Genomic DNA, 24,387 nt, shown 5'->3' with positions numbered 1-24,387 from the left:
TTGTCTCTTTCTGCGATTGAAGCCCATACAAATTAATTGAGTGCAATTTCAATGGGCGAGGGCTGCCTGCGAATGACACGAAACGCTTTACTTGGGCGGAGTTCCCATGCCGCTAGCTGCTTGCCTTGCCAGTCGACTTGTTTGCTCATCGCCCGCCGGGGCGGTGTCACAGGCTTGTGCCTGGGTTTCCTCGCCATGCACCTGTTCAGCCCTTTCCGCGATGCATGGGGTGTGATGCATGGGAGTGTGCGGCATGGAGGCGTGCGGCGATGAAGAGACTGCAGGTTTGCTGCGCACTGGCGTTTCTGGTCCTGTTCGCGACGGTCGTACCCTTGCGGGCACGTGCCGGTTCGACGGTGCCGCATGCAGGCAAGGAACCCGCCGTGGCCGGGGTGAAGTTACCGGCGGACGTGGATATCTATGCGCGTGCCAGGCTTGGCGATGGAGAGTGGTGCCTGGTAGGCGCCAAGTCCGATCGGGACGGCATGGACGAGCGGCCTGTCGTTTATCTGATCGGCGCCGGCAGCCGGCTCGTCTGGCACCGGCAGTTGCCTATACCGAAGGACTATTACCAGGGCAGGGCCACCCATTGCGTGGCGTCGCGCCGCATGCTCTACGTGCTGGTCCAGATGGATACGGACTCGGAGCAGTCCACCTCGCAGACCGTGCTCCGTGCGGTGCAGTTGAGGAGAAAGTGCGGTGCCACCGTGGCTTCGAAGGATCTTGATGTGCCAGGCGTTGCCGCTGCCTATACGGCATGGGTCGACGAGGGTGGCGGGAACTTCGCTCTGGCGGGAGGCAAGCTGGTCGTCAAGGGACAGTACGACCTGATGTCCGAGCGGGACCATCCCACGGGCAAGGCGCCGACGCCATTCAGGATTGAACTTCCATCGAGTCTGGGAAGCAGGGGAGGTGCGCGGTGAGCGCCAGCGGGCACGCGCACCAGGTGCTGATCGGATACAGAGCCACGCGCAGGCCTCTGGTCCGGTAAACAGGTTTCGCCCAGCGACGAACCCTTGCCCCAGCCGGACTCCGCGGTCTTCACGCCGTCGCCGATCGACCGCTAGGCTTTCGGCACGTGGCCCATGCATTACCGCTGCCTTCAACGACGAAGGGCCCGACAGTGTCGGGCCCTTCGCAGGTATTGAGTTGGTGGGCGGTACAAGGATCGAACTTGTGACATCTGCCGTGTGAGGCAGTGCTCATCGACGATCGGAACGGTTTCGTGATTTCCCGATTTCAGGGGAGGGCTGTATAGGCCCAGGCCGGAGCATAGTAGGGCATGCCATCTGCCCTTACAGGCAGGAACCTATCAAATGCCATGCTGAGATGGATTTCCATCCCGCGTCCGGTACGCATGGTCGTGACGAGTTCATGTGAGCCTTTATAGGGCGGTGGCTGACGATCAATGGAACGGATCTGCCCAAAACGATCGAGTCCCATGGCATGCCAACTGTCCTTGGCCCTGCGGAATCGCACGATGGGGTCGAAGAGATTTGTCAGGCCGTATTCACGGTCCAGGGGTGTCTTGCCAGGCTTGAAAAGCCATGGAGCAGGGGCGCCGTCAGCGGTCACGTCTGCAACGCCCGAGATCATCAGAAGCCGATAGACCGCGTGCCTTTTGGCGATCATTGCGGCATAGCCCGCACCTTGAGAGTGCCCGGCAACGCTCACGAGCGACCAGTCGATGCCCGGGCCCGAGAGAAATCGTCCCCAGCCTTCGGTCGGATATCGTCTGTGCAGGTAATTCAGCAAACCTTTCAGCCTGGGCTCAATAGCATCCGCCTTGGCAACCGAGATGAGCGGCGAGGTATCCCGGCCGGTCAGCATTTCCTCCCGTACCTTCCCGGTGCAATCCGGATCCGGCGACGTCTTGCAGATCTGTGCAATTGCCGTGTTATTGGGATAGGCGATCGAAACCGCGTTGTATCCGCGCCCTGCAGCAAAAAGCACGATGTCTTTCGTCATTTCAGGGGAGGTGCCCGTCCCGTCGATGAAGAGAAACAAGCGACCCTTGCGCTGGCCGGGTGCATCCGTGACGACCGAGATGTTGCTGTCGACGTTGCCCGTGATCTTGTTGGGGGGTTGGTGGGCCGCGGGGTCGACGACGGAAACGCTGATTTCATGTTCGACCAGCGGCTGGGAGCTGGCAGGAGACGCTGATTGTGCCGTCGATGAGCTGGCGAGGAGCAGGATGATGGCCGGGATTCGTGCCGCGGCGCCGTGAGGCCACACTTTTTCGACACGTCTGATCAGGTGGCGCAATGTCATGTTCATCGAAGGTATGAAAATCCATCCATGCGATATGGACGTTTGTCGGTGCGACGGGTAGGCCGTGTGCCTCGCGTCTGGCGGGAGAGGCGAAGGCGAGGATGCACGATGGTGTCTGAACCGGGGCCACCGGCTTATCGCAGAGCACTCCCTTGCGGATTGCCACGCCAATGGCGGCCGTCAACGGGTTTGCATGTGGATCAGACCGTGCGAGTTCGACCCTGCGTCGGAAGGGGCGTTGATATGGCGCACCATACCCTGCGCCACGGTGGTAATGGCGAGGGCATGGACTGATTTCGAGCGCTGCATTGCCATCGCCAAAGCCGGCAAGTTACCCACATCCCAGAGGTATATCGACGGGCTTTGACCGCGCCCCGCACGACACGGTGTGCGGGGCGCAGAGCAAAGGTCGCTGACCCGAAGCGGCTGTTCATTGAGTGTCATCACGCCGGGCCAGGTTGAACCTGCACGACGGTAGGGGTGTATCCGTTGCCCGCCAGCGTTGGTTTCGCAAGCTGGCCCGGCGCGTCATTTTCAGCAGGTTGCCGATTTTCAGATGATCAGCCGGCTTTGCTCACCGAGCCAAGATGCGACTCGATTTCCACACCGGACTTCCGCAGGATGTTCCCGACGGCGCAGGCCTTGTCTGCGCGGGCAACCAGCGCTTCCACTCCAGCGATCTGCTCCTCGGTAGCACTGTCGGTAACCGTGACCTTGGCCGTGTGCTTCAGGCGGATGGTGTCGTCACTCTCCACCGCATGCGTGGCCACCGCCAGGTCCGCCACGGGCACCTTGCGGCTTTCCAGGATGGCAGTCAGTGTGGCGATGAAGCAGGCCGCCGCTGATGAAGCCAGCAGTTCCTTCGGACCCGCTCCGGTACCGCTGCCACCCAGCGCGGCGGGGATGCTGATCGGCACGTCAAAGCCGTTGCCCTTGATCAGCCCGAGGCCCTTGAAGCCGTTCTGCCAGCCCAGGTCCAGATTGAATTCACTTGTTGCCATGGAGAGATCCTCACGTGGTTTGAAATGGTCGATGGCGGGGCAGCGGGGTACCGCTCCACGATTGATTCAGGCGGCCTTGCTCAGGAAACGCTCGGCGTCGAGCGCGGCCATGCAGCCGAAGCCTGCTGATGTGATGGCCTGGCGGTAATGCTGGTCGGCCACATCGCCAGCGGCGAACACGCCCGGCACCGTGGTCTGAGTGGCATTGCCGTCCAAGCCTGACTGGATGGTCAGGTAGCCGTTGTTCATGGCCAGTTGGTCTTCGAACAGGCGGGTGTTGGGGGTGTGTCCGATAGCCACGAAGAAGCCGTGGACCTTCAGATCCTGGGCACTGCCGTCCAATACCGACTTGACCCGAAGGCCGGTCACGCCGGCCTCGGTGCCCAGCACGTCGTCCACCACGTGGTGCCACACCGGTACGATCTTGCCGGTGTCGATCCTGGCCTGCAGCTTGTCCTGCATGATCTTCTCGGCGTGCAGGGTGTCGCGGCGGTGGATCAGGTAGACCTTGTTGGCGATGTTGGCGAGGTACAACGCTTCTTCCACGGCGGTGTTGCCGCCGCCGACCACGGCCACATCCTGGTCGCGGTAGAAGAAGCCGTCGCAGGTCGCGCAGGCCGACACGCCCCGTCCCTTGAACGCTTCTTCCGACGCCAGCCCCAGATACCTGGCCGTGGCGCCGGTGGCGATGATCAGCGCATCGCAGGTGTACTCGCTCGAGTCGCCGCACAGCTTGAAGGGTCGCCGGGAGACATCGGCGGTGTGGATGTGGTCGAACACGACCTCGGTCTGGAAGCGCTCGGCGTGGGCTTGCATGCGCGCCATCAGGTCCGGCCCCATCAAGCCATCGGCGTCGCCCGGCCAGTTGTCCACTTCGGTGGTGGTCATCAGCTGGCCACCCTGTTGCAGGCCGGTGATCACCACGGGCTTGAGGTTGGCGCGCGCGGCATAGACAGCAGCAGTCCATCCGGCCGGGCCGGAGCCCAGGATGATCAGGCGATGATGGACGGCGTCCATCAGACCAGGTGCCTCATCACCAGTTGGCTGAGTCGGCTCTTGTCCGCCAGACCGGTGTGGCTGTCGACGACCTGACCGTCCTTGACCACCACGATGGTGGGGATCGAGCGGATTCCGAACCGTGCCGCCAGCCTGGGTTGCGCATCGATGTCGACCTCGGCGAAGTGCGCCACCGACTTCAACTGATTGGCGACGTCCGTGAAGATCGGCAGGATCATCGAGCATGGCCTGCACCAGCCGGCCCAGAAGCGGATCACGTGGGTACCGGGTGCCTTGGCGATGGCGGTGTCGAAATTGTCTTCGGTGAGCGAGGTAGTCATTCGGAGTCCTTGTTGGGGAAGGGGGCAGTTAGGCCGCACTGGCGACTTCGTCGGCACAGCGGCCGCCATGGCGCGCGCGTTCCGCCGCGCAGTCGCGCCGGTCCAGCCAGCCACTGACCAGGACCAGCAACACGCTTACCGCCACCACGGCAGCGGCCGCAGGGCCTGTGGCCATGACACCCGAGCGCGCCACGACGATGCCGCCGGCCCAGGCACCCAAGGCGATGCCGGCATTGAAGGCGGAGATGTTCATGCTGGAAGACGCATCCAGCGAGGTCGGCGCCAGGCGCTTCGCCTGCTGCACGACATAGAGCTGAAGCACCGGGATCGAACCGAAGGCCACCGCCCCCCACACCATCACCACGGGCACCATCGCGTAGGGATGCGGTGCCACCAACGACAGCAGGCTCAGCATCAGGGTGAGCACGGCCAGAATGCCGAAGATGGTCGGCACGGCGCCCTTGCGATCAGCCAGCTTGGCACACCACATGTTGCCCACCGTCACCGCCGCGCCGTAGGCCACCAGCACCGCGCCGACCTGGTTCTGGCTGAAGCCGGTCACGCGCTGCAGGATGTCGGAGAGGAAGGTGAAGGCAATGAACGCACCGCCATAACCGATGCATGTAATCGCGAACACCAGCACCAGGCGCGGCACCAGCACCACCTTGAACTGGTCACGGATATGGGCCGGCGCCGGGCGCTCGATATTCTTGGGCAGGAACAGCATGATCACGAGTGCGGCCAGCGCACCGACCACCGACACCATCAGAAATGCTGCGCGCCAGCCCATCGCCTCGGTGATGAAGGCGCCCAGCGGCACGCCGGATACCAGTGCGATGGTCAGGCCGGAGAACATGATGGCGATCGCTTCACCGGCTCGCGCCTTGGGGACCAGGCTGGCGGCGACCACGGTGGCCATTGAATAGAACACACCTTGCACCGCACCGGCGAGTGCGCGTGAAACCAGCAGCGTTGCGAAGTCGGGGGCGAAGTAGGCCACCAGGTTGCCCACCACGAAGACGCCCATCAGACCCGCGGCGAGCCAGCGGCGGTCCATCCGTCCGGTCAGCGCGGTCAACAGTGGTGCCGCCACGGCGACAGCCACCGCATACACGCTCACGATCATGCCGGCCCTGGGCAAAGACACCTGCATGTCGGTGGCAATGGCCGGAAGAATGCCCACCACGATGAACTCCGCCATGCCGATGGCCAGTGCAGCCATGGCCAAGGCCAACAAGCCAAGGGGGATACGAGGAGTGGGCGCCTGCCCGGGTAGTGCAGTGGTCATGGGAACGTTATTTATGGAATGAGCGATCCATAAATTACCTGCGATCGGCGCGTTGTCAATGACTTCTGGATCAAATATTCTATAAGTCGTTCATTCCGCTGGATCTCCGCATGGCTCGCACAGGACGCCCACGCACATTCGACCGCGATGCCGCGGTGGAAAAGGCGATGCTGCTGTTCTGGGAGCGCGGCTTCGAAGCGACCACGCTGTCGGAGCTGCGGTCAGCCTTGGGGGATCTCTCGGCAGCAAGCTTCTACGCAGCATTCGGCTGCAAGGAAAACCTCTTCAGCGAATGTCTGGCGCTTTACATGCGGACCTGCGGTGAGCTGGCCGAACGTCTGCATGTCCGGCCCGACGGACCGCGCGAGGCCATGCGCGCCATGCTGCATCAGGCCATCGACACCCAGACCTCCAAGGACACGCCAAGCGGGTGCATGGCGGTGCTCTCTGGCTTCAATTGCTTTGGCGACAACAGTCGCGTCGAGCAGGAAGTTGCCCAGGCACGGCGCATCACCGGCGCAGCCATCGTCGAATGTGTCATGGCCGGCATGGAAACCGGCGAACTGCCGACGGGCACCGATTGCGCCGCGCTGGCATTGACCATCGATAGCTTCCTCAAGGGCGTGGCGATCCAGAGTCGCGATGGCGCAACCGCCGACACTCTGCACAAGGGGGCGGAGCTGCTCATGCGCCTGTGGGGTCCTTGTGCCCCGAGCACCTGATCCTTCCCGTTGACCCCATCCGCCGAGTTTCCCCATGAAAGATGCGATCCTGTTCTGCCTGTTCACGGGCGTGATATCCACCCTGGTTCTGGATATCTGGGTACGCATAGCGCGCCTGGCCACCGGTATTGAACCAACCGATTGGGGCATGGTGGGCCGCTGGCTTCGCGGCATCCCGACCGGCCATCTGGTTCTCGATGGCAGCAGCCCCTCGCCGCCGACCGGCGGTGAACTTGCACTGGGCTGGGCCTTTCACTACGTCATTGGCATCGCTTACGCGGTATTGATTCTGCTGATCTGGGGCATCGGCTTCGTGGGCGCGCCGACCGTGTGGCCAGTGGTCTTCATCGGTGTGGTGGTCAGCACACTGGCCGGGCTGATGATCCTGATGCCGGGGCTGGGGGCAGGCCTGATGGGCGCCAGACTGCCCAATCAGGGCGCGATGATTGCGTACCTGATCGTGGCTCATTCAGTCTACGCGCTGGGGTTGTATGGCGCGGCACTCTGGCTCAGCGCAAAGGTGTGAGTTGCACTGCGCTTCGCGATAGACCACCCGCGTCACACCGGTAACACCACCCAGGTGGAGTGCGCACTTGCGCCCGGCAGGGACTTCCTCAAGCAGGTGTGGGGGCCATCGCAATGGGTTGCGGCGCACTTGCACAAGCTGACCCATTCACGGGTCGCCTATGACCGATTGCTTGCCCTCGATGGACGCTGCGGTCGTCCAAAAAATAGCGAGCGGATGGCATGCGGGTGCATCACGGAGCAGGACAGCAGGACAGCACGACAGTCGTGCCGCATGCGTTCTGCAAGCAGTACGCCTGTTACGGCGCAGGTGTGCTGATCCGATGCGCCGGCCATTGCCGCTTTGCCTTGTCTGTGGGGTGAGCCGCACATCGCGCGCTTGACGCACAAAAAAGCCCGACTCGGCGGGAATCGGGCTCTTCCGTAACTGCTTGTTTCTTGAAACAAGTGGTGGGCGGTACAAGGATCGAACTTGTGACACCTGCCGTGTGAAGGCAGTGCTCTACCGCTGAGCTAACCGCCCGCCGAGAGCGCGCAAATATACGGGGTGGCGGGGCACAGGTCAACAGGAAGATGTGCCGGATGATCTGTATCCGGTGCCGGGTTGCTAGAATGCCGCTTTGCCTGCGGCCGAACCTGTCAAACTTATCATGCACCTCGACCTCGCACACCTACTGCAATCGCTGGAGCAGTTCCAGCTGACGTCCTGGAAGGTGGTCGGCTTTGCCGGCACGCTGATGTTCACCAGCCGCTGGTTCGTGCAGCTTTACTACACGCGCAAGCACAAGCGGGTGGTGATGCCGCTGGCATTCTGGGTGCTGTCGGTGATCGGCAGCGCGCTGCTGCTGACCTACTTCATTTTCGGCAAGAACGACTCGGTGGGCATCCTGTCCAATTTCTTCCCGGTGTTCGTGTCGGTCTACAACCTGGTCGTGCACCTGCGCCACAAGAAGAACAGCATCACCGGCGACCTGTCGAGCTGATGCTGGCCGGCCGCGACGCCGGTATCGGCGTCAGTCCGGGTCGTAGTCGAGGTTGGATGCCAGCCAGCGCTCGGCCTGTTCGCGGCTCCAGCCCTTGCGGCGCGCGTAGTCCTCGACCTGCTCGCGGCTGAGCCGGCCCACCACGAAGTACTGGCTGCCGGGGTGCGCGAAGTACCAGCCGGAAACCGCGGCGGCGGGATACATCGAGAACCCTTCGGTCAGCGTGATGCCGGCGTTCGCGGTGGCGTCGAGCAGCTGGAACAGGGTGGCTTTCTCGGTGTGGTCGGGGCAGGCCGGGTAGCCGGGTGCGGGACGGATGCCACGGTAGCTCTCGTCGATCAGGGCGTCGTTGTCCAGTGCCTCGTCCGGGGCGTAGCCCCAGAATTCGCGGCGCACGCGCTCGTGCATGCGCTCGGCGAAGGCTTCGGCCAGGCGGTCGGCCAGTGCCTTCAGCAGGATCGCCGAATAGTCGTCGTGGGCGGCCTCGAGGCGCGCCACGTGTTCCTCGATGCCGATGCCGGCAGTGACGGCGAAACCGCCGATCCAGTCGGGCCTGCCGCTGTCGCCGGGGGCGATGAAGTCGCTGAGGCAGAAGTCCGGCCGTTCGACCGGCTTGTCGGCCTGCTGGCGCAGGTGATGCAGGGTGGCCAGATGCTGCGAGCGTGACGGGTCGGCATAAATCTCGACGTCGTCGCCGTTGCCGGAGGCGGGCCAGAAGCCGATGACCGCGCGGGCGCGCAGCCAACGTTCCGCGATGATGCGGTCGAGCATCTTCTGCGCATCGTCGAACAGTTCGGTCGCCTGCGGTCCGACGATGTCGTCGTCGAGGATCGCCGGGTAGCGGCCGGCCAGTTCCCAGGCCTGGAAGAACGGAGTCCAGTCGATGTACCTGCGCAGTTCGGACAGGTCGTAGTCGTCGAAAACGGTGAGCCCCGGCCTGGCCGGCTGCGGTGGCTGATAGTCGGCCCAGTCGCAGCTGAAGCGCTGGGCACGGGCCTTTGCGAGCGTCACCAGCTGCTTGCCGGGACCGCGCTGGCGATGGCGTTCGCGGATCTCGGCGTAGTCGCTGCGGATCTTCGCCATGAACGCATCGACCAGGTCTTTGCTGACCAGCGACTGCGCCACACCGACGGCGCGCGAGGCGTCCTTCACCCAGACCGTGGGCGATTGGTAGTGCGGCTCGATCTTCAGCGCGGTGTGCGCGCGTGAGGTGGTGGCACCTCCGATCAGCAGCGGAATGCGGAAATCCTGGCGCTGCATCTCGCGCGCCACCTGGCTCATTTCCTCCAGCGACGGCGTGATCAGGCCGGACAGGCCGATCATGTCGGCGCCTTCGTCGCGGGCGGTGTCGAGGATCTTCTGCGCGGGCACCATTACGCCAAGATCGATCACCTCGAAGTTGTTGCAGCGGAGTACCACGCCGACGATGTTCTTGCCGATGTCGTGCACGTCACCCTTGACCGTGGCCATGACGATCTTGCCGTTGCTCCTGCCGCTGTCGCCGGTGCGCGCCTTCTCGGCCTCGATGTAGGGCAGCAGGTAGGCCACCGCCTTCTTCATCACGCGGGCCGATTTCACCACCTGCGGCAGGAACATCTTGCCGGCACCGAACAGGTCGCCAACGATATTCATGCCGGCCATCAGCGGGCCTTCGATCACGTCCAGCGGACGTGTCGATGCCTGGCGTGCGGCCTCGGTGTCTTCTTCCACGTACTGGTCGATGCCGTGGACGAGGGCGTGGGCCAGCCGTTCCTGCACGGGCTTTTCGCGCCATGCCAGGGTCTCGACGGTCACCTCGCCCTTTTTCGCGCGGAAGTTGTCGGCGATCGCCAGCAGGCGCTCGGTGGCGTCGGGGCGTCGGTTCAGCACCACGTCCTCAACGCGTTCGCGCAGTTCGGCGTCCAGGTCGTCGTAGATCGCCAGCGCGCCGGCGTTGACGATACCCATGTCCATGCCGGCGGCGATGGCGTGGTACAGGAATACCGAATGGATCGCCTCGCGCACGGTGTCGTTGCCGCGGAACGAGAACGACACGTTGGACACGCCGCCGGAGACATGGCTGTACGGGAAGCGTCGCTTCAGCTCGCGGGTGGCTTCGATGAAGTCCACCGCATAGTTGTCGTGCTCCTCGATGCCGGTGGCGATGGCGAAGATGTTGGGGTCGAAGACGATGTCCTCGGGCGGGAAGTCCAGCGTGCCGGTGAGCAGCTCGTAGGCGCGCGTGCAGATCGCCACCTTGCGCTCGCAGGTGTCGGCCTGGCCCTTTTCGTCGAAGGCCATCACCACCGCGGCGGCGCCGTACTGGCGCACCATCCGCGCGTGCTGAAGGAAGGCTTCCTCGCCTTCCTTGAGCGAAATGGAGTTGACGATGCCTTTGCCTTGCAGGCAGCGCAGGCCGGCCTCGATCACGCTCCACTTGGACGAGTCCACCATGACCGGCACGCGGGCGATGTCGGGCTCGGCGGCGATCAGGTTGAGGAAGCGCGTCATCGCCGCCTCGGAGTCGATCAGGCCCTCGTCCATGTTGACGTCGATGATCTGCGCGCCGTTCTCGACCTGGTGCCGCGCCACCTCCACGGCTTCCTCGTAGCGGTTTTCCTTGATCAGTTTGCGGAACTTGGCCGAACCGGTGACGTTGGTGCGCTCACCGACATTGACGAAGTTGAGGTCGGGCGTGATGACCAGCGGTTCGAGGCCGGACAGGCGGGTGTAGCGGGTGGTCATCGATTCAGGCGGCTTCGGCTTGGGTGGAGGAAAGCGGGCGTGGCGGCAGCGAACGGACCGCCTCGGCAATCGCGCGGATGTGCGCGGGCGTGGTGCCGCAGCAGCCGCCGACCAGGTTCAGCAGGCCGTCGCGGGCGAAGCCGGCGATCACTTCGGCCATCTGCTCGGGCGTCTCGTCGTATTCGCCGAAGGCGTTCGGCAGGCCGGCGTTGGGGTGGGTGCTGACGTGGCATTCGGCGTTCTGCGCCAGGGTCTGCACGTGCGGACGCAGGTCGGACGCACCCAGTGCGCAGTTGAAGCCCACCGACAGCGGGCGCGCATGACTCACCGAGTACCAGAAGGCTTCGGCGGTCTGCCCGGACAGGGTGCGCCCCGAGCGGTCGGTGATGGTGCCGGAGATCATCACCGGCAGGCGTGCGCCGCGTTCGCGGAACAGCCCGGCCAGGGCGAACAGCGCGGCCTTGGCGTTCAGCGTGTCGAAGATGGTTTCGACCATGATCGTGTCCGCACCGCCATCGATCAGTCCGGCGGCAGCCTCGGTGTAGTTGGCGGCCAGTTCCTCGAAGCTGACATTGCGGAAGCCGGGATCGTTGACGTCCGGCGACAGCGAGGCGGTGCGGCTGGTCGGGCCGAGCACGCCGATCACGAAGCGCGGCCGGTCCGGCGTCCTGGCGCTGAAGGCGTCGGCGGCGGCGCGGGCCAGCCGGGCGCCTTCCCGGTTCAGCTCGGGCACCAGGTGTTCGAGCTGGTAGTCGGCCTGGCTGATCCGCGTGCTGTTGAAGGTGTTGGTCTCGACCAGGTCGGCGCCGGCATCCAGGTAGGCCTCGTGCACGCCGCGGATGATCTCGGGCTGGGTCAGGCTGAGCAGGTCGTTGTTGCCCTTGAGGTCACAGCCCGGGTGGTCGTGGTGGGCCGCATGCTCACCGTCGCGGCCGTGCTCGAAGCGTTCGCCGCGGTAGCCGGACTCGTCCAGCCGGTGGCCCTGCAGCATGGTGCCCATGCCGCCGTCGAGCACCAGGATGCGTTCGCGCAGCGCCTTTTCCAGCAGGGCGACACGTTCGGGATGCAGCCAGGGCAGGGTACTCATCGTGGTGTTCTCACTTCTTCTGGGCCAGCAGGCTGATGACTTCGAAATGCGGCGCCTTGCGCTCGCGACTGAGCCGGGTGACGCTGAACACGTCGAGGTCGGCGGCACGTGCGTAAGCTTCCAGCTCGGCCTGGGTAAAGCCCAGGTTGCGGTGGTCGAATGGTTCCACGGCAGCGCGGTGGTCGTGTTTGCCCAAGGTAACGGCCAGCAGGCGTCCGCCGCTGCGCAGGACGCCTGCGGCTTCGGCGACGGCCCGGGCCGGTTGCTCGGCGTAGGTCAGCGCATGCAGCATCAGCACCAGGTCGAAACGCTGGCGGCCCAGCTCCAGCGCATGCATGTCGCCCTGTATCACCTTCACGTTGGAAAACGGCTTCAGGCGCTGGCTGGCCGCGGCGACCACGCGTTCGCTGGAGTCGACGCATACAATGGAGCGCGCATGCGGGGCCAGCAGCTCGGCGGTGATGCCGTCGCCGGAGGCGATGTCCAGCACGTCGCCGGTTTCCAGCAGCTGCAGCAGCGAGCGGGCCAGGGTTTCCCAGGTGCGGCCGGGTGAGTAGTGGCGTTCCATGTCGCCGGCCACGGTGTCGGCCCAGCCCGCTTCGCGCGCCCGGCTGGCCAGCACCGAGGGCAGTCGGGCTGCGTCCTCGCGCAGCAGGGCGTCGTCGATACTCTCGCGCAGCGAGTGCAGCAGAGCGTGCTGGTGGTTGTCGCCTTCGTTGTTCGCGCGGTAATAGGCGGACACGCCGGCGCGACGGTCGCGCACCAGGTTCGCTTCCTTCAGCTTGGCCAGGTGCGTGGACACGCGCGGTTGGGCCAGGTGCAGCACCGAGGCCAGCTCGGCCACGGTCAATTCCTCGCGTTCAAGCAGGGCGAGCAGGCGTACGCGAGTGGGGTCGGCCAGCAGGCGCAACACGCTGGAGGCGGTGGCCAGATCCACATTGCATCCTTTTATCTCGATAGAGAGATCAATAAGGCTAGGCGGTGGTTGGCTCCACGTCAAGAGCCAAGTTATGTGGGCGCGATGGGTGAGAGGTGACTTTGTAAGCCTATGAGGCTCCGGATTTCTGTCCACGCGCGCCCCTGCTTTCTGCTGCATCCGCACATGGGTCGGACGGGCAGGGACGCTAAAATGGCGGGCTTTCTTACCCCCATTGGAGCTTTCCATGGATTTCAGCTTTACCGAAGACCAGTTGTCGATCCAGGCCATTGCGCGCGATTTTGCGCAGCGACGCATTGCGCCCGTGGCGGCCGAGCTGGACGCCAGGGGCGAGTTCCCGCTGGACAACATCCGCGAGATGGGTCAGCTCGGACTGATGGGCATCGAGGTGCCGCACGAGTACGGCGGTGCGGGCATGGACCCGGTGGCCTATGTGCTGGCTATGATCGAAATTGCCGCGGCCGATGCGGCCACCTCCACCGTGATGTCGGTGAACAATTCGCTGTTCTGCAACGGCATCCTCAAGCACGGCACCGAAGAGCAGAAGCAGAAGTACGTGCGCGCCATCGCCCAGGGTGAGGCGATTGGCGCCTATGCGCTGACCGAGCCGCAGTCCGGTTCGGATGCGTCGGCCATGCATACCCGCGCTGCCAGGAACGAAAACGGTGACTGGGTGATCAACGGCAAGAAGAGCTGGATCACCTCCGGCCCGGTGTGCCGCTACATCGTGCTATTCGCGATCACCACGCCTGGGATCGGTGCCAAAGGCGTGTCGGCCTTCATCATCGACACACAGAAGCCGGGCTTCCATGCGGGCAAGACCGAGCCCAAGCTGGGCATCCGTGCCTCGGCTACCTGCGAGATCGAGCTCAACGAATATGTTTGCTCGAAGGACGACCTGCTGGGCGAGGAGGGCAAGGGCTTCTCCATCGCGATGGGCGTGCTCGACGCCGGTCGCATCGGCATCGCTTCGCAGGCCGTGGGCATCGCGCGCGCCGCCTATGAGGCGACGCTGCAGTGGTCACGCGACCGCAAGGCGTTCGGTCACCCGATCGGCACCTTCCAGATGACCCAGGCCAAGATCGCCGACATGAAGTGCAAGCTCGATGCGGCGACCCTGCTCACCTTGCGCGCGGCCTGGGCCAAGGGCGAGGCAGAAAAGAACGGCGGCCGCTTCGGTACCGAGGCATCGGTGGCCAAGCTCACCGCGTCGGAAGCGGCGATGTGGATTGCTCATCAGGCGGTGCAGATTCACGGCGGCATGGGCTATTCGAAGGAAATGCCGCTGGAACGCTACTTCCGCGACGCCAAGATCACCGAGATCTACGAAGGCACCAGCGAAATCCAGCGCATCGTGATCGCGCGTAACGAAACCGGACTCAGGTGAGCTAGGAGCTGGGCGCGGGAAGTGAGCGGAGAGGAGTGGTCGAGCGCTCACCGCGCGCAGATTTCAAAAAAAGGCCCCGGCACAAGCCGGGGCCTTTTCTGTATGGACAGCTGAATCACGGGGTACCAGGTCACCACGCCGACTCCACGAACCTGCGGGCAACCACTTTCACTCCTCTCGACTCACGCCTGCATTTCAATGCCCGTGTCGTGGATCGGAATCGAACGACTGCATGTTCGTGCCCGATGCCGGCGGTACCTGTTCGTCGCCGTCCAGCTTGTCGCCCAACAGGCGGCGCACCACCACGTAGAACACCGGAATCAGCAGCAGGCCGAACACGGTGGCGAACAGCATGCCGCCGATCACGCCGGTGCCGATGGCATGGCGCGCATTGGCGCCGGCACCGGTGGAGATGAACAGCGGGAACACGCCCAGGATGAACGCTAGCGAGGTCATCAAGATCGGACGCAGTCGCAGGCGCGCGGCCTCGATGACGCCTTCCCGCAGGGTCCGTCCGTGCTGCTGCTGTTCGACCGCGAACTCCACGATCAGGATCGCGTTCTTGGCCGCCAGGCCGATCACCGTGATCAGGCCGATCTTGAAGTAGATGTCGTCGGACAGACCGCGCAGCAGGGTAAACACCACCGTACCAAGCAGGCCCAGCGGCACTACCAGCAACACCGATACCGGGATCGACCAGCTCTCGTAGAGCGCGGCCAGGGCCAGGAACACGATCACTACCGACAGCACCATCAGAAGCGTGGCAGCGTTGCCGGAAATGATTTCCTGGTAGGACTGACCGGTCCAGTCGTAGCCATAACCGTGCGGTAGATCGTTGTTGACGATCTTTTCCATCTCGGTCATGGCCTGGCCCGAGGCAAAACCGGGTGCCGGCGAGCCAACGATCTCCACGGCCGGGTAGCCGTTGTAGCGGGTCAGCGAGGGTGAGGCCATGGTCCAACTGGTATGCACCACGTTGGATATCGGAATCATGGCCGGCGTGCCGTCGCTGTTCGTCTCGGTAGTGCTCGGGGTATAGAAGTGCTGCAACGCGTCCGGGCCCATGCGATACGGCGCATCGGCCTGCAGCATCACCTTCTTGACGCGGCCGCCGTAGGTGAAGTCGTTCACATAGGTCGGTGCCAGCATCAGCCGGATGGCGTTGTAGACATCGCTGACCGACAGACCCATCGACTGAGCCTGCACACGATCCACCTGCAGGTGCAGCTGTGGGGCATCGTTGAGCGAGTTGGGCCGCACCCCGGTCAGCATCTTGTCCTGGGCGGCCTTGGCCAGCAGCAGGTTGCGCGCGTTGGTCAACGCCGCTCGCCCGGCACCGCTACGGTCCTGCAGGTACATGTCGAAGCCACCGAACTGGCCGAGACCCTGCACCGTGGGGATGTTGGCTACGAAGATCCTTGCGCCATTGATCTGGTGCAGTTCCCGGTTCGCCCGTTGTATGAACTGTTCGGCGGTGACGTTGCGCTTGCTCCAGTCCTTGAGCCTGATGAAGGCCATGCCGGCATTTTCGCCCTTGCCGATGAAGCTGAAGCCGGTAACCTGCAGCACGCCCTCGACCGCGGGGTCCTTGCGCAGGATGCCCAGCATCTGCGTCATGACCTGGGTCGTGCGTTCCTTGGTTGCGCCCGGTGGCAGCTGGATCACCGACAAGGCGTAGCCCTGGTCTTCCTCGGGCAGGAAGCTGCCGGGCAGGCGGGTGTATAGATAGCCAGCCAGCACCGAGATCACCACGAACGCCAGCATCCAGCGCGGCGCATGCTTCACCGCATGGCCGACGTGACCGGTATACCGATGGGTGGACCAGGCAAATAGGTCGTTGAACTTGCGGAAGATGAAATTCTTCTTCTTGTGGTGTTCCGGCTGCAGGAAGCTGGCGCACAGAGCCGGCGTGAACGACAGTGCCAGGAAAGCCGAAAAGCCCATCGACAGCGCGATCGTCAGCGCGAACTGCTTGTAGATGATGCCCGAGGCGCCAGGCTGCAGTGCCGATGGCACGAACACCGCCGCCAGCACCACGGTGATCGCCACCACCGCACCGGTGATCTGCCCCATGGCCTTGCGGGTGGCCTCCTTGGGCGACAGGTTTTCCTCGGTCATGATGCGCTCGACGTTCTCGATCACCACGATCGCGTCGTCGACCACGATGCCGATGGCTAGCACCATGCCGAAAAGGGTCAGCTGGTTGATGGTGAAGCCGATCGCGAGCATGCCCAGGAAGGTGCCCAGCAGGGCCACCGGAATCACCAGGGTGGGAATGATGGTGGCGCGGATGTTCTGCAGGAACAGCCACATCACCAGGAACACCAGCGCGATCGCCTCGAACAAGGTCTGCACCACTTCGTGGATCGAAATCTTCACGAAGGAGGTGCTGTCGTAGGGAACGAACCAGCTGACGCCCGGCGGGAACGAATTGGACAACTGCGCCAGCTTGGCGCGTACCGCGGTCGCCACGTTGAGCGCGTTGGCGCCGGGCAGCAACTGGATGCCGAAGGCACCGATGGGCTTGCCGTTGTATACGGTGTTGAAGCCGTAGTTCTGCGGCCCGAAGCCGATCCTGGCGACGTCGCCCAGCGTCACCGTGGTGCCGTCGGTATTGGTGCGCAGGATGATGTTGGCGAACTGCTGCGGCGTGGTGAAGCGCCCCTCGGCACTTACGCTGGCGGTGAAACCCTGGCCGGGAACGGCGGGGTCGGCACCGATCGAGCCGGCTGCGAACTGCACGTTCTGCGCCTCGACCGCATTCAGCACGTCGGTCGCCGACAGGCCGTAGCCGTGCAGCTTGTCCGGGTTCAGCCAGATGCGCATGGCGTATTCGGAGCCGAACTGGTTGGTGCTGCCGACGCCGGGAATGCGCGAGATCTGGTCAAGCACTTCCGACGCCACGATGTCGTTGAGGCGGTTGCGGCCGATGCTCGGGTTGTCGGAGCGCAGCGCCGCCACCATCAGGAAGCCGGCATTGGCCTTGGCCACCACCACGCCCTGGGCGGTCACCTCGCTGGGCAGGTGAGGCGTGGCCAGCGAGACCTTGTTCTGCACCTGCACCTGGGCGATGTCCGGATCGGTGCCGGTCTGGAAGGTCAGCGTGATCTGCGCCTGGCCGGTCGAACTGGAGGTTGAGCTGAAGTACAGCAGGTGGTCGATGCCGGTGAGCTGCTGTTCGATGACCTGGGTGACGGTCTTCTCGGTGGTCTGGGCACTCGCACCCGGATAGCTGGCCGTCACGGTCACCTGGGGCGGGGCGATGTTCGGGTACGACTCGACACCCAGGTTGAGGATGGCCAGCACGCCTCCCAGCGAGATCAGGATGGCTACCACCCACGCGAAAATCGGGCGGTCGATGAAAAAACTCGGCATGTCGTCGCTCCGTTACTTGCCGCTGGCGTGGCCGGCCGGTGCCTTGGCGCCGGCATGACTGGCCTGGGTGGCCTGCGGGTGCCAGGGCGAAGCCTTGGCCTCGATGCCTTCCTTGACGTTCTGCACGCCCGACACGATCACCTTGTCGCCCGGCTGTATGCCGGTGGTGACGATCCAGTCGCCGCCGCTCATGGTGCCGAGGGTGATGTCGCGCCGGATCACCTTGCCACCCGCGCCGACCACCATCACATAAGCGCCGACCGTGTCGCGCTGGATGGCCGCCTGCGGAATCAGGTAGACCTTGTGCTGTTCGCCGAGCTTGGCCTTGAGCGTCACGTACATGCCCGGCAGCAAGGTGTGCTTGGGATTGGGAACGACCGCGCGCATTGTCACCGCACCGGTGGACGGGTCCACTGCAGTGCTGGAGAAGTCCAGGGTTCCTGCTTCGCCGTACGACGAGCCGTCGGGCAGGGTGATGTCGACGCTGGCCGCATCGGGCTTGCTAAGGGTGAGGTCGCCGTTGCCCTCGGCACGCTGCATCTGCTCGAGGTCGGTGACGCTCAGGGTGAAATTGACGTACAGCGGGTCGATCTGGTCGACCGTGGTGAGCAGGGTCTGCGAGCTGCCGCCGACCAGGGCGCCCTCGGTGACCTGCTGCTGTTCGGCACGGCCGGTGATCGGCGAGGTGACGTCGGCGTAGCCCAGATTGATGCGCGCGGTCTGCACATTGGCCTCAGCGGCCTTCACCGCTGCGGCGGCAGTGCGCTCTGCGGCCTCGGCGTCGTCGAGGCTGGACTTGGCGATGTAACCCTTGGGTGCCAGCGCCCGTGCGCGGTCGGCGGCGATCTTGTCGTTGAGATAGGTCGCCCGGGTCTCGGCCAGCGATGCCAATGCGGCATTCAGTGCAGCCTTGAGCGGAGCCGGGTCGATCTGGAACAGCAGCTGCCCCTTCTTGACCTCGCTGCCTTCCTTGTACACGCGCTTCAGCAGCACGCCGGACACACGGGCGCGCACATCCGCGCTGCGGTAGGCAGACAGCCGGCCCACCAGGCCTTTGGTCAGCGGCGCATTCTGCGGCTGGGCCGTGATCACGCCGACCTGGGGCGGAGGCATCTGCGGCATTCCCTGGGGCTTGCCCTTGCTGCAGGCCGCCAGCGTCAGCAGGCCGAGGCACAGCGCAGGCAGGCGCAATGTCGATGACTTCATGAGAGCTCCAGTTGAGGCGTGGTGCATGATCGAGGGGAAGAGGGTGCTGGTGTGTCGTCAGTCGCGGCTTGGGCAGCTTGTTGTTGTGGATGATCCGCATGCGGTCTGCATGGGTCACGTGCTGTTCGTCCTGTCGACTGTCGCCAAGGCGACACCCGCGTGCGCAATGCGAGTTGTCGTTAATTGGGTATACCGGTCAGTTTACAATTTATGCGTGACCCGAATCCAGTCTCTTTTTAGGCACTTGCAAGGTCTGGCTGTCTGTGAGTAACGCATGGCGGGTCGAAAAATTCTGCGCAGCATTCCGAAGGGATCGTTCACGCCATGACGCCATGCCGGGCGCATTTTGTTTCGTGTGACGCGATGCTTCGGGGCCGCAGCCGCAACAGCAGATGAACAGGCTTCGTGCGTGCCCATGAATCCCGCGAGCGGCATGCTTCGCTCATAGGCTCGATGATACGGCGCATGACGGTTTGCTGCAGTGTTGTGCAGTCGCTGCTGTGTGCGTTCGCACATGGATTCGCTTATGGATAAGCGGAATGACGAGGCGTATCCTTTAACGGTTTTTTGCACCCGTTCGTTCCGTTCCCACAGACAAGTTGAGTGCCATGAATGCAATCCGTGCAGCCAACGACGTTGATCTCCCCGCCGTCGTGCTCGAAGAACTGAAGAAAAGCGGCTTACCGACCCAGCGCCTTGATGAGGCGCAATTTTTTATCAGAGCCTTCTTCTCGCGCGTGTCCGCGGGTGACCAAGCGCTGCACGAGCCAGCCGCATGGGCGTCGCTGATTGCCGGCCTGCTGGATTTCGTCGCCACGCGCGAGCCCGGGCACAGTACCGTGCGGGTAGTGCCTTCGATGGTCGGTGGTTCCGATCTGCTGCAGGTGGTGACCGACGACATGCCGTTCCTAGTGGACACGGTGAGCATGGCAGTATCCGACAGCTCGCCGATCCACGTGGTGATCCATCCGGTGGTGAAGGTGGTTCGTGATGCCTCTGGCCAGCTCAAGGCCATGGGCGATGCGGCGGGTCACGCCGAGTCGGTGATGCATTTCGAGATCGACACGCTGGCCGACGATGACGCCCGTGCCCGACTGTGTACGGAAGTGCAGGCCGCGCTCGACGACGTGCGCCTAGCCGTGGCCGACTGGGCCGCGATGCGCAGCAAGATGCTGTCGATCGCCGACGAATTGCCGCAGCGCGAACCGGCCCTGGATGCCGAATCGACACAGGAAGCCGCCGGGTTCCTGCGCTGGCTGACCGAAGACAATTTCACCTTCCTCGGCTATCGCGAATACGAAGTGCTGGGCGAGAGCAGCGACCGCGTGCTGCGCGCGCGCGACGCCTCGGGCATGGGCATCCTGCGTGGCCGCGAGCGTTCGGTGGCGCCACGCTCGCTGAGCAGCCTGGCGGCCACCGCACTGCCGCAGTCGGGCGCGATCGATGCGATCATCCTGACCAAGACCAATGCGCGCTCGCATGTGCACCGTGCCGGCAACATGGATTACGTCGGCGTGCTGCAGTTCGACGATGCCGGCCTGCCGGTATCCGAGCAGCGCTTCCTCGGCCTGTTCACGTCCAGCGCCTATATGGCACGGCCGCAGGACGTGCCGCTGGTGCGCCACAAAGTGGAGGCGGTGCTTGCCCGCTCCGGACTCAAGCGCGACTCGCACTCGGGCAAATCCCTGCGGCACATCCTTGAGACGCTGCCGCACGACGAGCTGTTCCAGAGCAGCGAGGAAGAGCTGTTCGCGGTGGCCTCCGGCATTCTCGAACTGCGTCAGCGCGCGCATTCGCGCATGTTCGTGCGCCGCGACCGCTTCGGCCGCTTCTTCACCTGTCTGGTATTCGTGCCGCGCGAGCGCTTCAACACCACGGTACGCGAGCGCATCGAAAGCATGCTGCGCGAGGCCTTCCAGGGTGAGAGCGTGGATTCCAGCGTGTTGATGGGCGAGTCCGCGCTGGCCCGCCTGCACGTGACCGTGCGGCCGAAGCCGGGCAATCACCCGAGCTATGAACTGGCGGACCTCGAACATCGCCTGCAGCACATCGTGCGCAACTGGCACGACGGCCTGCGCGAGAACCTGGTGCGCGACATGGGCGAGGCGCAGGGTGTCGCGCTGCTCAACCGCTTCGGCAAGGTGCTGCCGGCGGGTTATGTCGAGGATGTTTCACCGGAAGCCGCCGCCGTCGACGTGCGCGCGCTGGCCGCCCTGACGGGCAGCGATGCCCTGCATGTGCGCCTGTATCAGGATGCGCGCAATGACGGGCTGCGTTTCAAGGTCATCCACCACGGCGCGCCGATTCCGCTGTCCGACGCGCTGCCCATGCTGGAGAACATGGGCGTGCAGATGCTGGCCGAACATGTCTACACGCTGGAAAGCGATGGGCAGCAGCTCACCATCCACGACTTCGAACTGAAGCCGCGGGCCGAGCTGGCATTCGAGCTGGCTCATGTGCGTGAACGTTTCGAGCGCGGCTTCGAGGCGCTCTGGCGCGGTCTTGCCGAAAGCGACGGTTTCAACAACCTGGTGCTCTCGGCCCAGGCCGACTGGCGCCAGGTGGCGGTACTGCGGTCCTATTGCAAATACCTGCAGCAGGTCGGCATCGCCTTCTCGCAGACCTATATGGAAGAAACGCTCAATCGCTATCCGGCGATTGCCGGCGTGCTGATCGAGCTTTTCTACGCCAAGTTCGACCCGCAGCGCGAACAGCTCGACGACGCGACGCGCGCCGAAGCCGGCGAGGCCCTGCGTCGCGAGATGACCGCGCTGATTCCCGAGTCGACGCAGAAGGCCAGGCCCGAGCTGATCGGCGACATGGTCGCCGCGCTGGCGCTGCCGCGCGAGCAGCAGGTGGAGCTGCTGTGGGAGACGCTCAAGGTGCTGCTCGACAACGTCGCCAGCCTCGACGACGAGCGCATCATCAAGAGCTACATGGACGTGATCCGCGCTACCCTGCGCACCAGCTTCTTCCAGCAGTGGGACGGCCAGCACCGGCCGTACATCAGCTTCAAGTTCGATTCGCACATGGTGCCGGACGCACCCAAGCCGGTGCCGTACCGCGAGATCTGGGTGTACTCGCCGCGGGTGGAAGGCATCCATCTGCGCTTCGGCGCGGTGGCGCGCGGTGGCCTGCGCTGGTCCGACCGACGCGAGGACTTCCGCACCGAGGTGCTGGGTCTGGTGAAGGCCCAGATGGTGAAGAACACCGTGATCGTGCCGGTTGGCTCGAAGGGCGGTTTCTTCGTCAAGAAGCCGCCAGTGGGCGGCGACCGCGACGCTCAGCTGGCCGAGGGTATCGCCTGCTACAAGCTGTTCATCAACGGCCTGCTCGACATCACCGACAACCTGGTCGAGGGCAAGGTGGTGCCACCGCACGCAGTGGTGCGCCACGATCAGGACGACCCGTACCTGGTGGTCGCGGCCGACAAGGGCACGGCGACGTTCTCCGATATCGCCAACGCGATCTCCACCGAACATGGTTTCTGGCTGGACGACGCCTTCGCTTCCGGCGGCTCCAACGGCTACGACCACAAGGGCATGGGCATCACCGCCAAGGGCGCCTGGGAGTCGGTCAAGCGCCACTTCCGCGCGCTGGGCCGGGACAGCCAGTCGCAGGACTTCAGCTGCGCCGGCATCGGCGACATGTCCGGCGACGTGTTCGGCAACGGCATGCTGCTGTCCAGGCACATCCGGCTGGTGGCCGCGTTCGATCACCGCCACATCTTCCTCGACCCGAACCCGGATGCGGAGAAGTCCTTCGTCGAGCGCGAGCGCATGTTCAAGCTGCCGCGTTCCACCTGGGAGGACTACGACAAGTCGCTGATCTCGGCCGGCGGTGGCGTGTGGCCGCGCAGCGTGAAGTCGATTCCGCTGTCGCCCGAAGTGCGCACGGTGCTGGGCCTGAAGGCCGATGTGGAAAGCCTGTCGCCCAACGACCTGCTGACGGCTATCCTGAAGGCCCCGGTCGACCTGCTGTGGAACGGTGGCATCGGTACCTACGTGAAGGCATCCAGCGAGACCCATGCCGACGTCGGTGACCGCGCCAACAACGCCATCCGCGTCAACGGTGCCGAGCTGCGCTGCAAGGTGGTGGGCGAGGGCGGCAACCTGGGCCTGACCCAGAAGGGACGCATCGAGGCGGCGCAGCACGGCGTGCTGCTGAACACCGACTTCATCGACAACTCGGCCGGTGTGGACACTTCCGACCACGAGGTGAACATCAAGATCCTGCTCAACGATGCCGTGCAGCGCGGCGAGCTGAGCTTCGACGGCCGCAACACCCAGCTCGCGGCGATGACCGACGAGGTCGGTCAGCTGGTGCTGTGGGACAACTACCGCCAGAACCAGGCGATCACCCTGATGGAGCACCAGTCGGTGCGCCGCATCGGTTCGCTGGCCCACTTCATCCGCACGCTGGAGGCCGAAGGTTCGCTCGACCGCCAGGTGGAGAACTTGCCCAGCGAGGCCGAGCTGACCGAGCGCAAGACCCGGAGCCAGGGCCTGACCCGGCCGGAGCTGTCGGTGCTGCTGTCGTACGACAAGATCCGCCTGTTCCAGCAGCTGCTCGATTCCGATGTGCCGGAAGACCCGTATCTGTCGAAGGAGCTGGTGCGCTACTTCCCCGCACCGCTGCACGACAAGTACGCCGAGCACATGCAGCGTCATCGCCTGAAGCGCGAGATCATCGCCACCGCGGTCACCAATTCCACGATCAACCGCATGGGCGCGACCTTCATGATGCGCATGCAGGAAGACACGGGACAGGGACCGGCGGCGATCGCCAAGGCCTATACTGCGGCCCGCGAGATCCTGGACGCGCGCGAACTGTGGGCGCAGATCGAGGCGTTGGACAGCAAGGTGGCCGAGAACACGCAGATCGACGCCGTCATGCAGATCTGGTCGCTGCTGCGCCACATGACCCGCTGGCTGCTCAACCGTCCCGGTGGCACGCTGGACATCGCCGCCAACGTCGAGCGCTACAAGAGCGGCGTGTCGGCGTTGCGCAAGGCGTTGCCCGAAGCACTCACGCCGACCGGCAAGGGCGATTTCGAGTCCAGCCAGGAGAAGTGGGAGGGCCTCGGCCTGCCGGCCGACCTGGCCGTGCGTCTGGCCCGGGTTTCCGAACTGCGCGCCGCGCTGGACATGGTCGAAGTGGCACAGCAGAGTGGCCAGCCGTTCGAGAAGGTGGCCGGCGTCTTCTACGAGCTGGGCGAGTCGCTGGACCTGGAATGGCTGCGCGACCAGATCGAGGCGCTGCCGGTGGAAGGCCACTGGCATGCGCAGGCACGCGGTTCGCTGCTGGACGAGCTGAACCACCAGCACCGTGCGCTGGCATCGCAGGTGCTCGCGCTTGTGGGCGACCGTACCGACGTTTCGCCAGTGCAGGCCTGGCTGCAGCGAGACGACGCCACCCTGCAGTACACCCGCAACATGCTCGCCGAGATCCTGACCCAGAACGCGGACTACCCGATCGCCTCCGTGGCGGTGCGTCGTCTGGCGCAGCTGGCGCAGGTGCCGGTGAACTGATCCGCGTCCCCGT

General features: G+C 64.4%; 16 protein-coding genes and 1 tRNA gene. 6 read left to right on the top strand and 11 right to left on the bottom strand.

Annotated features, from left to right (window positions below):
* Positions 1 to 269: 269 nt before the first annotated feature.
* Entirely contained in the window at positions 270 to 923 is a 654-nt protein-coding gene (locus RA164_RS08795) for a hypothetical protein (RefSeq protein ID WP_329740492.1), read from the top strand.
* 316 nt (positions 924 to 1,239) lie between these two features.
* Here the strand turns inward: RA164_RS08795 and RA164_RS08790 are convergent, their stop codons facing one another.
* The 5 genes from RA164_RS08790 to RA164_RS08770 form a co-directional block, all read right to left on the bottom strand.
* Positions 1,240 to 2,277, bottom strand: a complete 1,038-nt coding sequence (locus RA164_RS08790; protein ID WP_329740491.1) for a BPSS1187 family protein — start codon at positions 2,275 to 2,277, stop codon at positions 1,240 to 1,242.
* Positions 2,278 to 2,831: 554 nt separating this feature from the next.
* On the bottom strand, positions 2,832 to 3,272 hold the full coding sequence (locus RA164_RS08785) for an OsmC family protein (RefSeq protein WP_329740490.1): 441 nt from the start codon (positions 3,270 to 3,272) through the stop codon (positions 2,832 to 2,834).
* A gap of 66 nt (positions 3,273 to 3,338) precedes the next feature.
* Positions 3,339 to 4,289 (bottom strand): thioredoxin-disulfide reductase, encoded by a 951-nt coding sequence (gene trxB, locus RA164_RS08780; RefSeq protein ID WP_329740489.1) that lies wholly within the window; start codon positions 4,287 to 4,289, stop codon positions 3,339 to 3,341.
* Complete coding sequence (gene trxA, locus RA164_RS08775; protein WP_329740488.1) at positions 4,289 to 4,609, bottom strand: thioredoxin; 321 nt, start codon at positions 4,607 to 4,609, stop codon at positions 4,289 to 4,291. The genes trxB and trxA overlap by 1 nt, the downstream gene beginning before the upstream one ends.
* A 28-nt stretch (positions 4,610 to 4,637) precedes the next feature.
* Complete coding sequence (locus tag RA164_RS08770; RefSeq protein ID WP_329740487.1) at positions 4,638 to 5,831, bottom strand: MFS transporter; 1,194 nt, start codon at positions 5,829 to 5,831, stop codon at positions 4,638 to 4,640.
* A gap of 233 nt (positions 5,832 to 6,064) precedes the next feature.
* Between RA164_RS08770 and RA164_RS08765 the strand changes: the two genes are divergently transcribed.
* A complete protein-coding gene (locus RA164_RS08765) occupies positions 6,065 to 6,619 on the top strand; it encodes a TetR/AcrR family transcriptional regulator (protein WP_329740486.1) in 555 nt (184 codons plus the stop codon).
* Positions 6,620 to 6,653: 34 nt separating this feature from the next.
* Positions 6,654 to 7,145, top strand: a complete 492-nt coding sequence (locus tag RA164_RS08760) for a DUF2938 family protein (RefSeq protein WP_329740485.1) — start codon at positions 6,654 to 6,656, stop codon at positions 7,143 to 7,145.
* A gap of 447 nt (positions 7,146 to 7,592) precedes the next feature.
* Here the strand turns inward: RA164_RS08760 and RA164_RS08755 are convergent.
* Positions 7,593 to 7,667: transfer RNA gene (locus RA164_RS08755), tRNA-Val, on the bottom strand.
* Between the two features lie 127 nt (positions 7,668 to 7,794).
* Between RA164_RS08755 and RA164_RS08750 the strand changes: the two genes are divergently transcribed.
* A complete protein-coding gene (locus RA164_RS08750; protein ID WP_329740484.1) occupies positions 7,795 to 8,127 on the top strand; it encodes a lipid-A-disaccharide synthase N-terminal domain-containing protein in 333 nt (110 codons plus the stop codon).
* Positions 8,128 to 8,157: 30 nt separating this feature from the next.
* Here the strand turns inward: RA164_RS08750 and metH are convergent, their stop codons facing one another.
* Genes metH through RA164_RS08735 form a run of 3 tightly spaced genes read right to left on the bottom strand, consistent with a single transcriptional unit; the run spans position 8,158 to position 12,875 of the window.
* Positions 8,158 to 10,851 (bottom strand): methionine synthase, encoded by a 2,694-nt coding sequence (gene metH, locus RA164_RS08745; RefSeq protein WP_329740483.1) that lies wholly within the window; start codon positions 10,849 to 10,851, stop codon positions 8,158 to 8,160.
* Positions 10,852 to 10,855: 4 nt separating this feature from the next.
* On the bottom strand, positions 10,856 to 11,938 hold the full coding sequence (locus tag RA164_RS08740; RefSeq protein ID WP_329740482.1) for a homocysteine S-methyltransferase family protein: 1,083 nt from the start codon (positions 11,936 to 11,938) through the stop codon (positions 10,856 to 10,858).
* 10 nt (positions 11,939 to 11,948) lie between these two features.
* Positions 11,949 to 12,875, bottom strand: a complete 927-nt coding sequence (locus tag RA164_RS08735) for an ArsR/SmtB family transcription factor (protein ID WP_329740481.1) — start codon at positions 12,873 to 12,875, stop codon at positions 11,949 to 11,951.
* A 226-nt stretch (positions 12,876 to 13,101) separates the two neighbouring features.
* Here RA164_RS08735 and RA164_RS08730 point away from each other — a divergent pair, with 226 nt between their 5' ends.
* Positions 13,102 to 14,262: an acyl-CoA dehydrogenase family protein gene (locus RA164_RS08730; RefSeq protein ID WP_329740480.1), complete on the top strand. Its 1,161-nt coding sequence runs from the start codon at positions 13,102 to 13,104 to the stop codon at positions 14,260 to 14,262.
* Between the two features lie 195 nt (positions 14,263 to 14,457).
* On the opposite strand, the gene RA164_RS08725 is transcribed toward RA164_RS08730, so the two are convergent.
* Both RA164_RS08725 and RA164_RS08720 read right to left on the bottom strand, forming a co-directional pair.
* Entirely contained in the window at positions 14,458 to 17,637 is a 3,180-nt protein-coding gene (locus tag RA164_RS08725) for an efflux RND transporter permease subunit (RefSeq protein WP_329740479.1), read from the bottom strand.
* Positions 17,638 to 17,649: 12 nt separating this feature from the next.
* Positions 17,650 to 18,843: an efflux RND transporter periplasmic adaptor subunit gene (locus RA164_RS08720; RefSeq protein WP_329740478.1), complete on the bottom strand. Its 1,194-nt coding sequence runs from the start codon at positions 18,841 to 18,843 to the stop codon at positions 17,650 to 17,652.
* Positions 18,844 to 19,451: 608 nt separating this feature from the next.
* On the opposite strand from RA164_RS08720, the gene RA164_RS08715 reads away from it, so the two are divergent.
* Positions 19,452 to 24,374 (top strand): NAD-glutamate dehydrogenase, encoded by a 4,923-nt coding sequence (locus RA164_RS08715; protein ID WP_329740477.1) that lies wholly within the window; start codon positions 19,452 to 19,454, stop codon positions 24,372 to 24,374.
* Positions 24,375 to 24,387: the final 13 nt, after the last annotated feature.

This window comes from Dyella sp. A6 (genome assembly GCF_036320485.1).
GTDB classification, from domain to species: Bacteria; Pseudomonadota; Gammaproteobacteria; order Xanthomonadales; family Rhodanobacteraceae; genus Rhodanobacter_A; species Rhodanobacter_A aluminiiresistens.
This window is presented reverse-complemented; position numbering and strand designations above follow the sequence as displayed.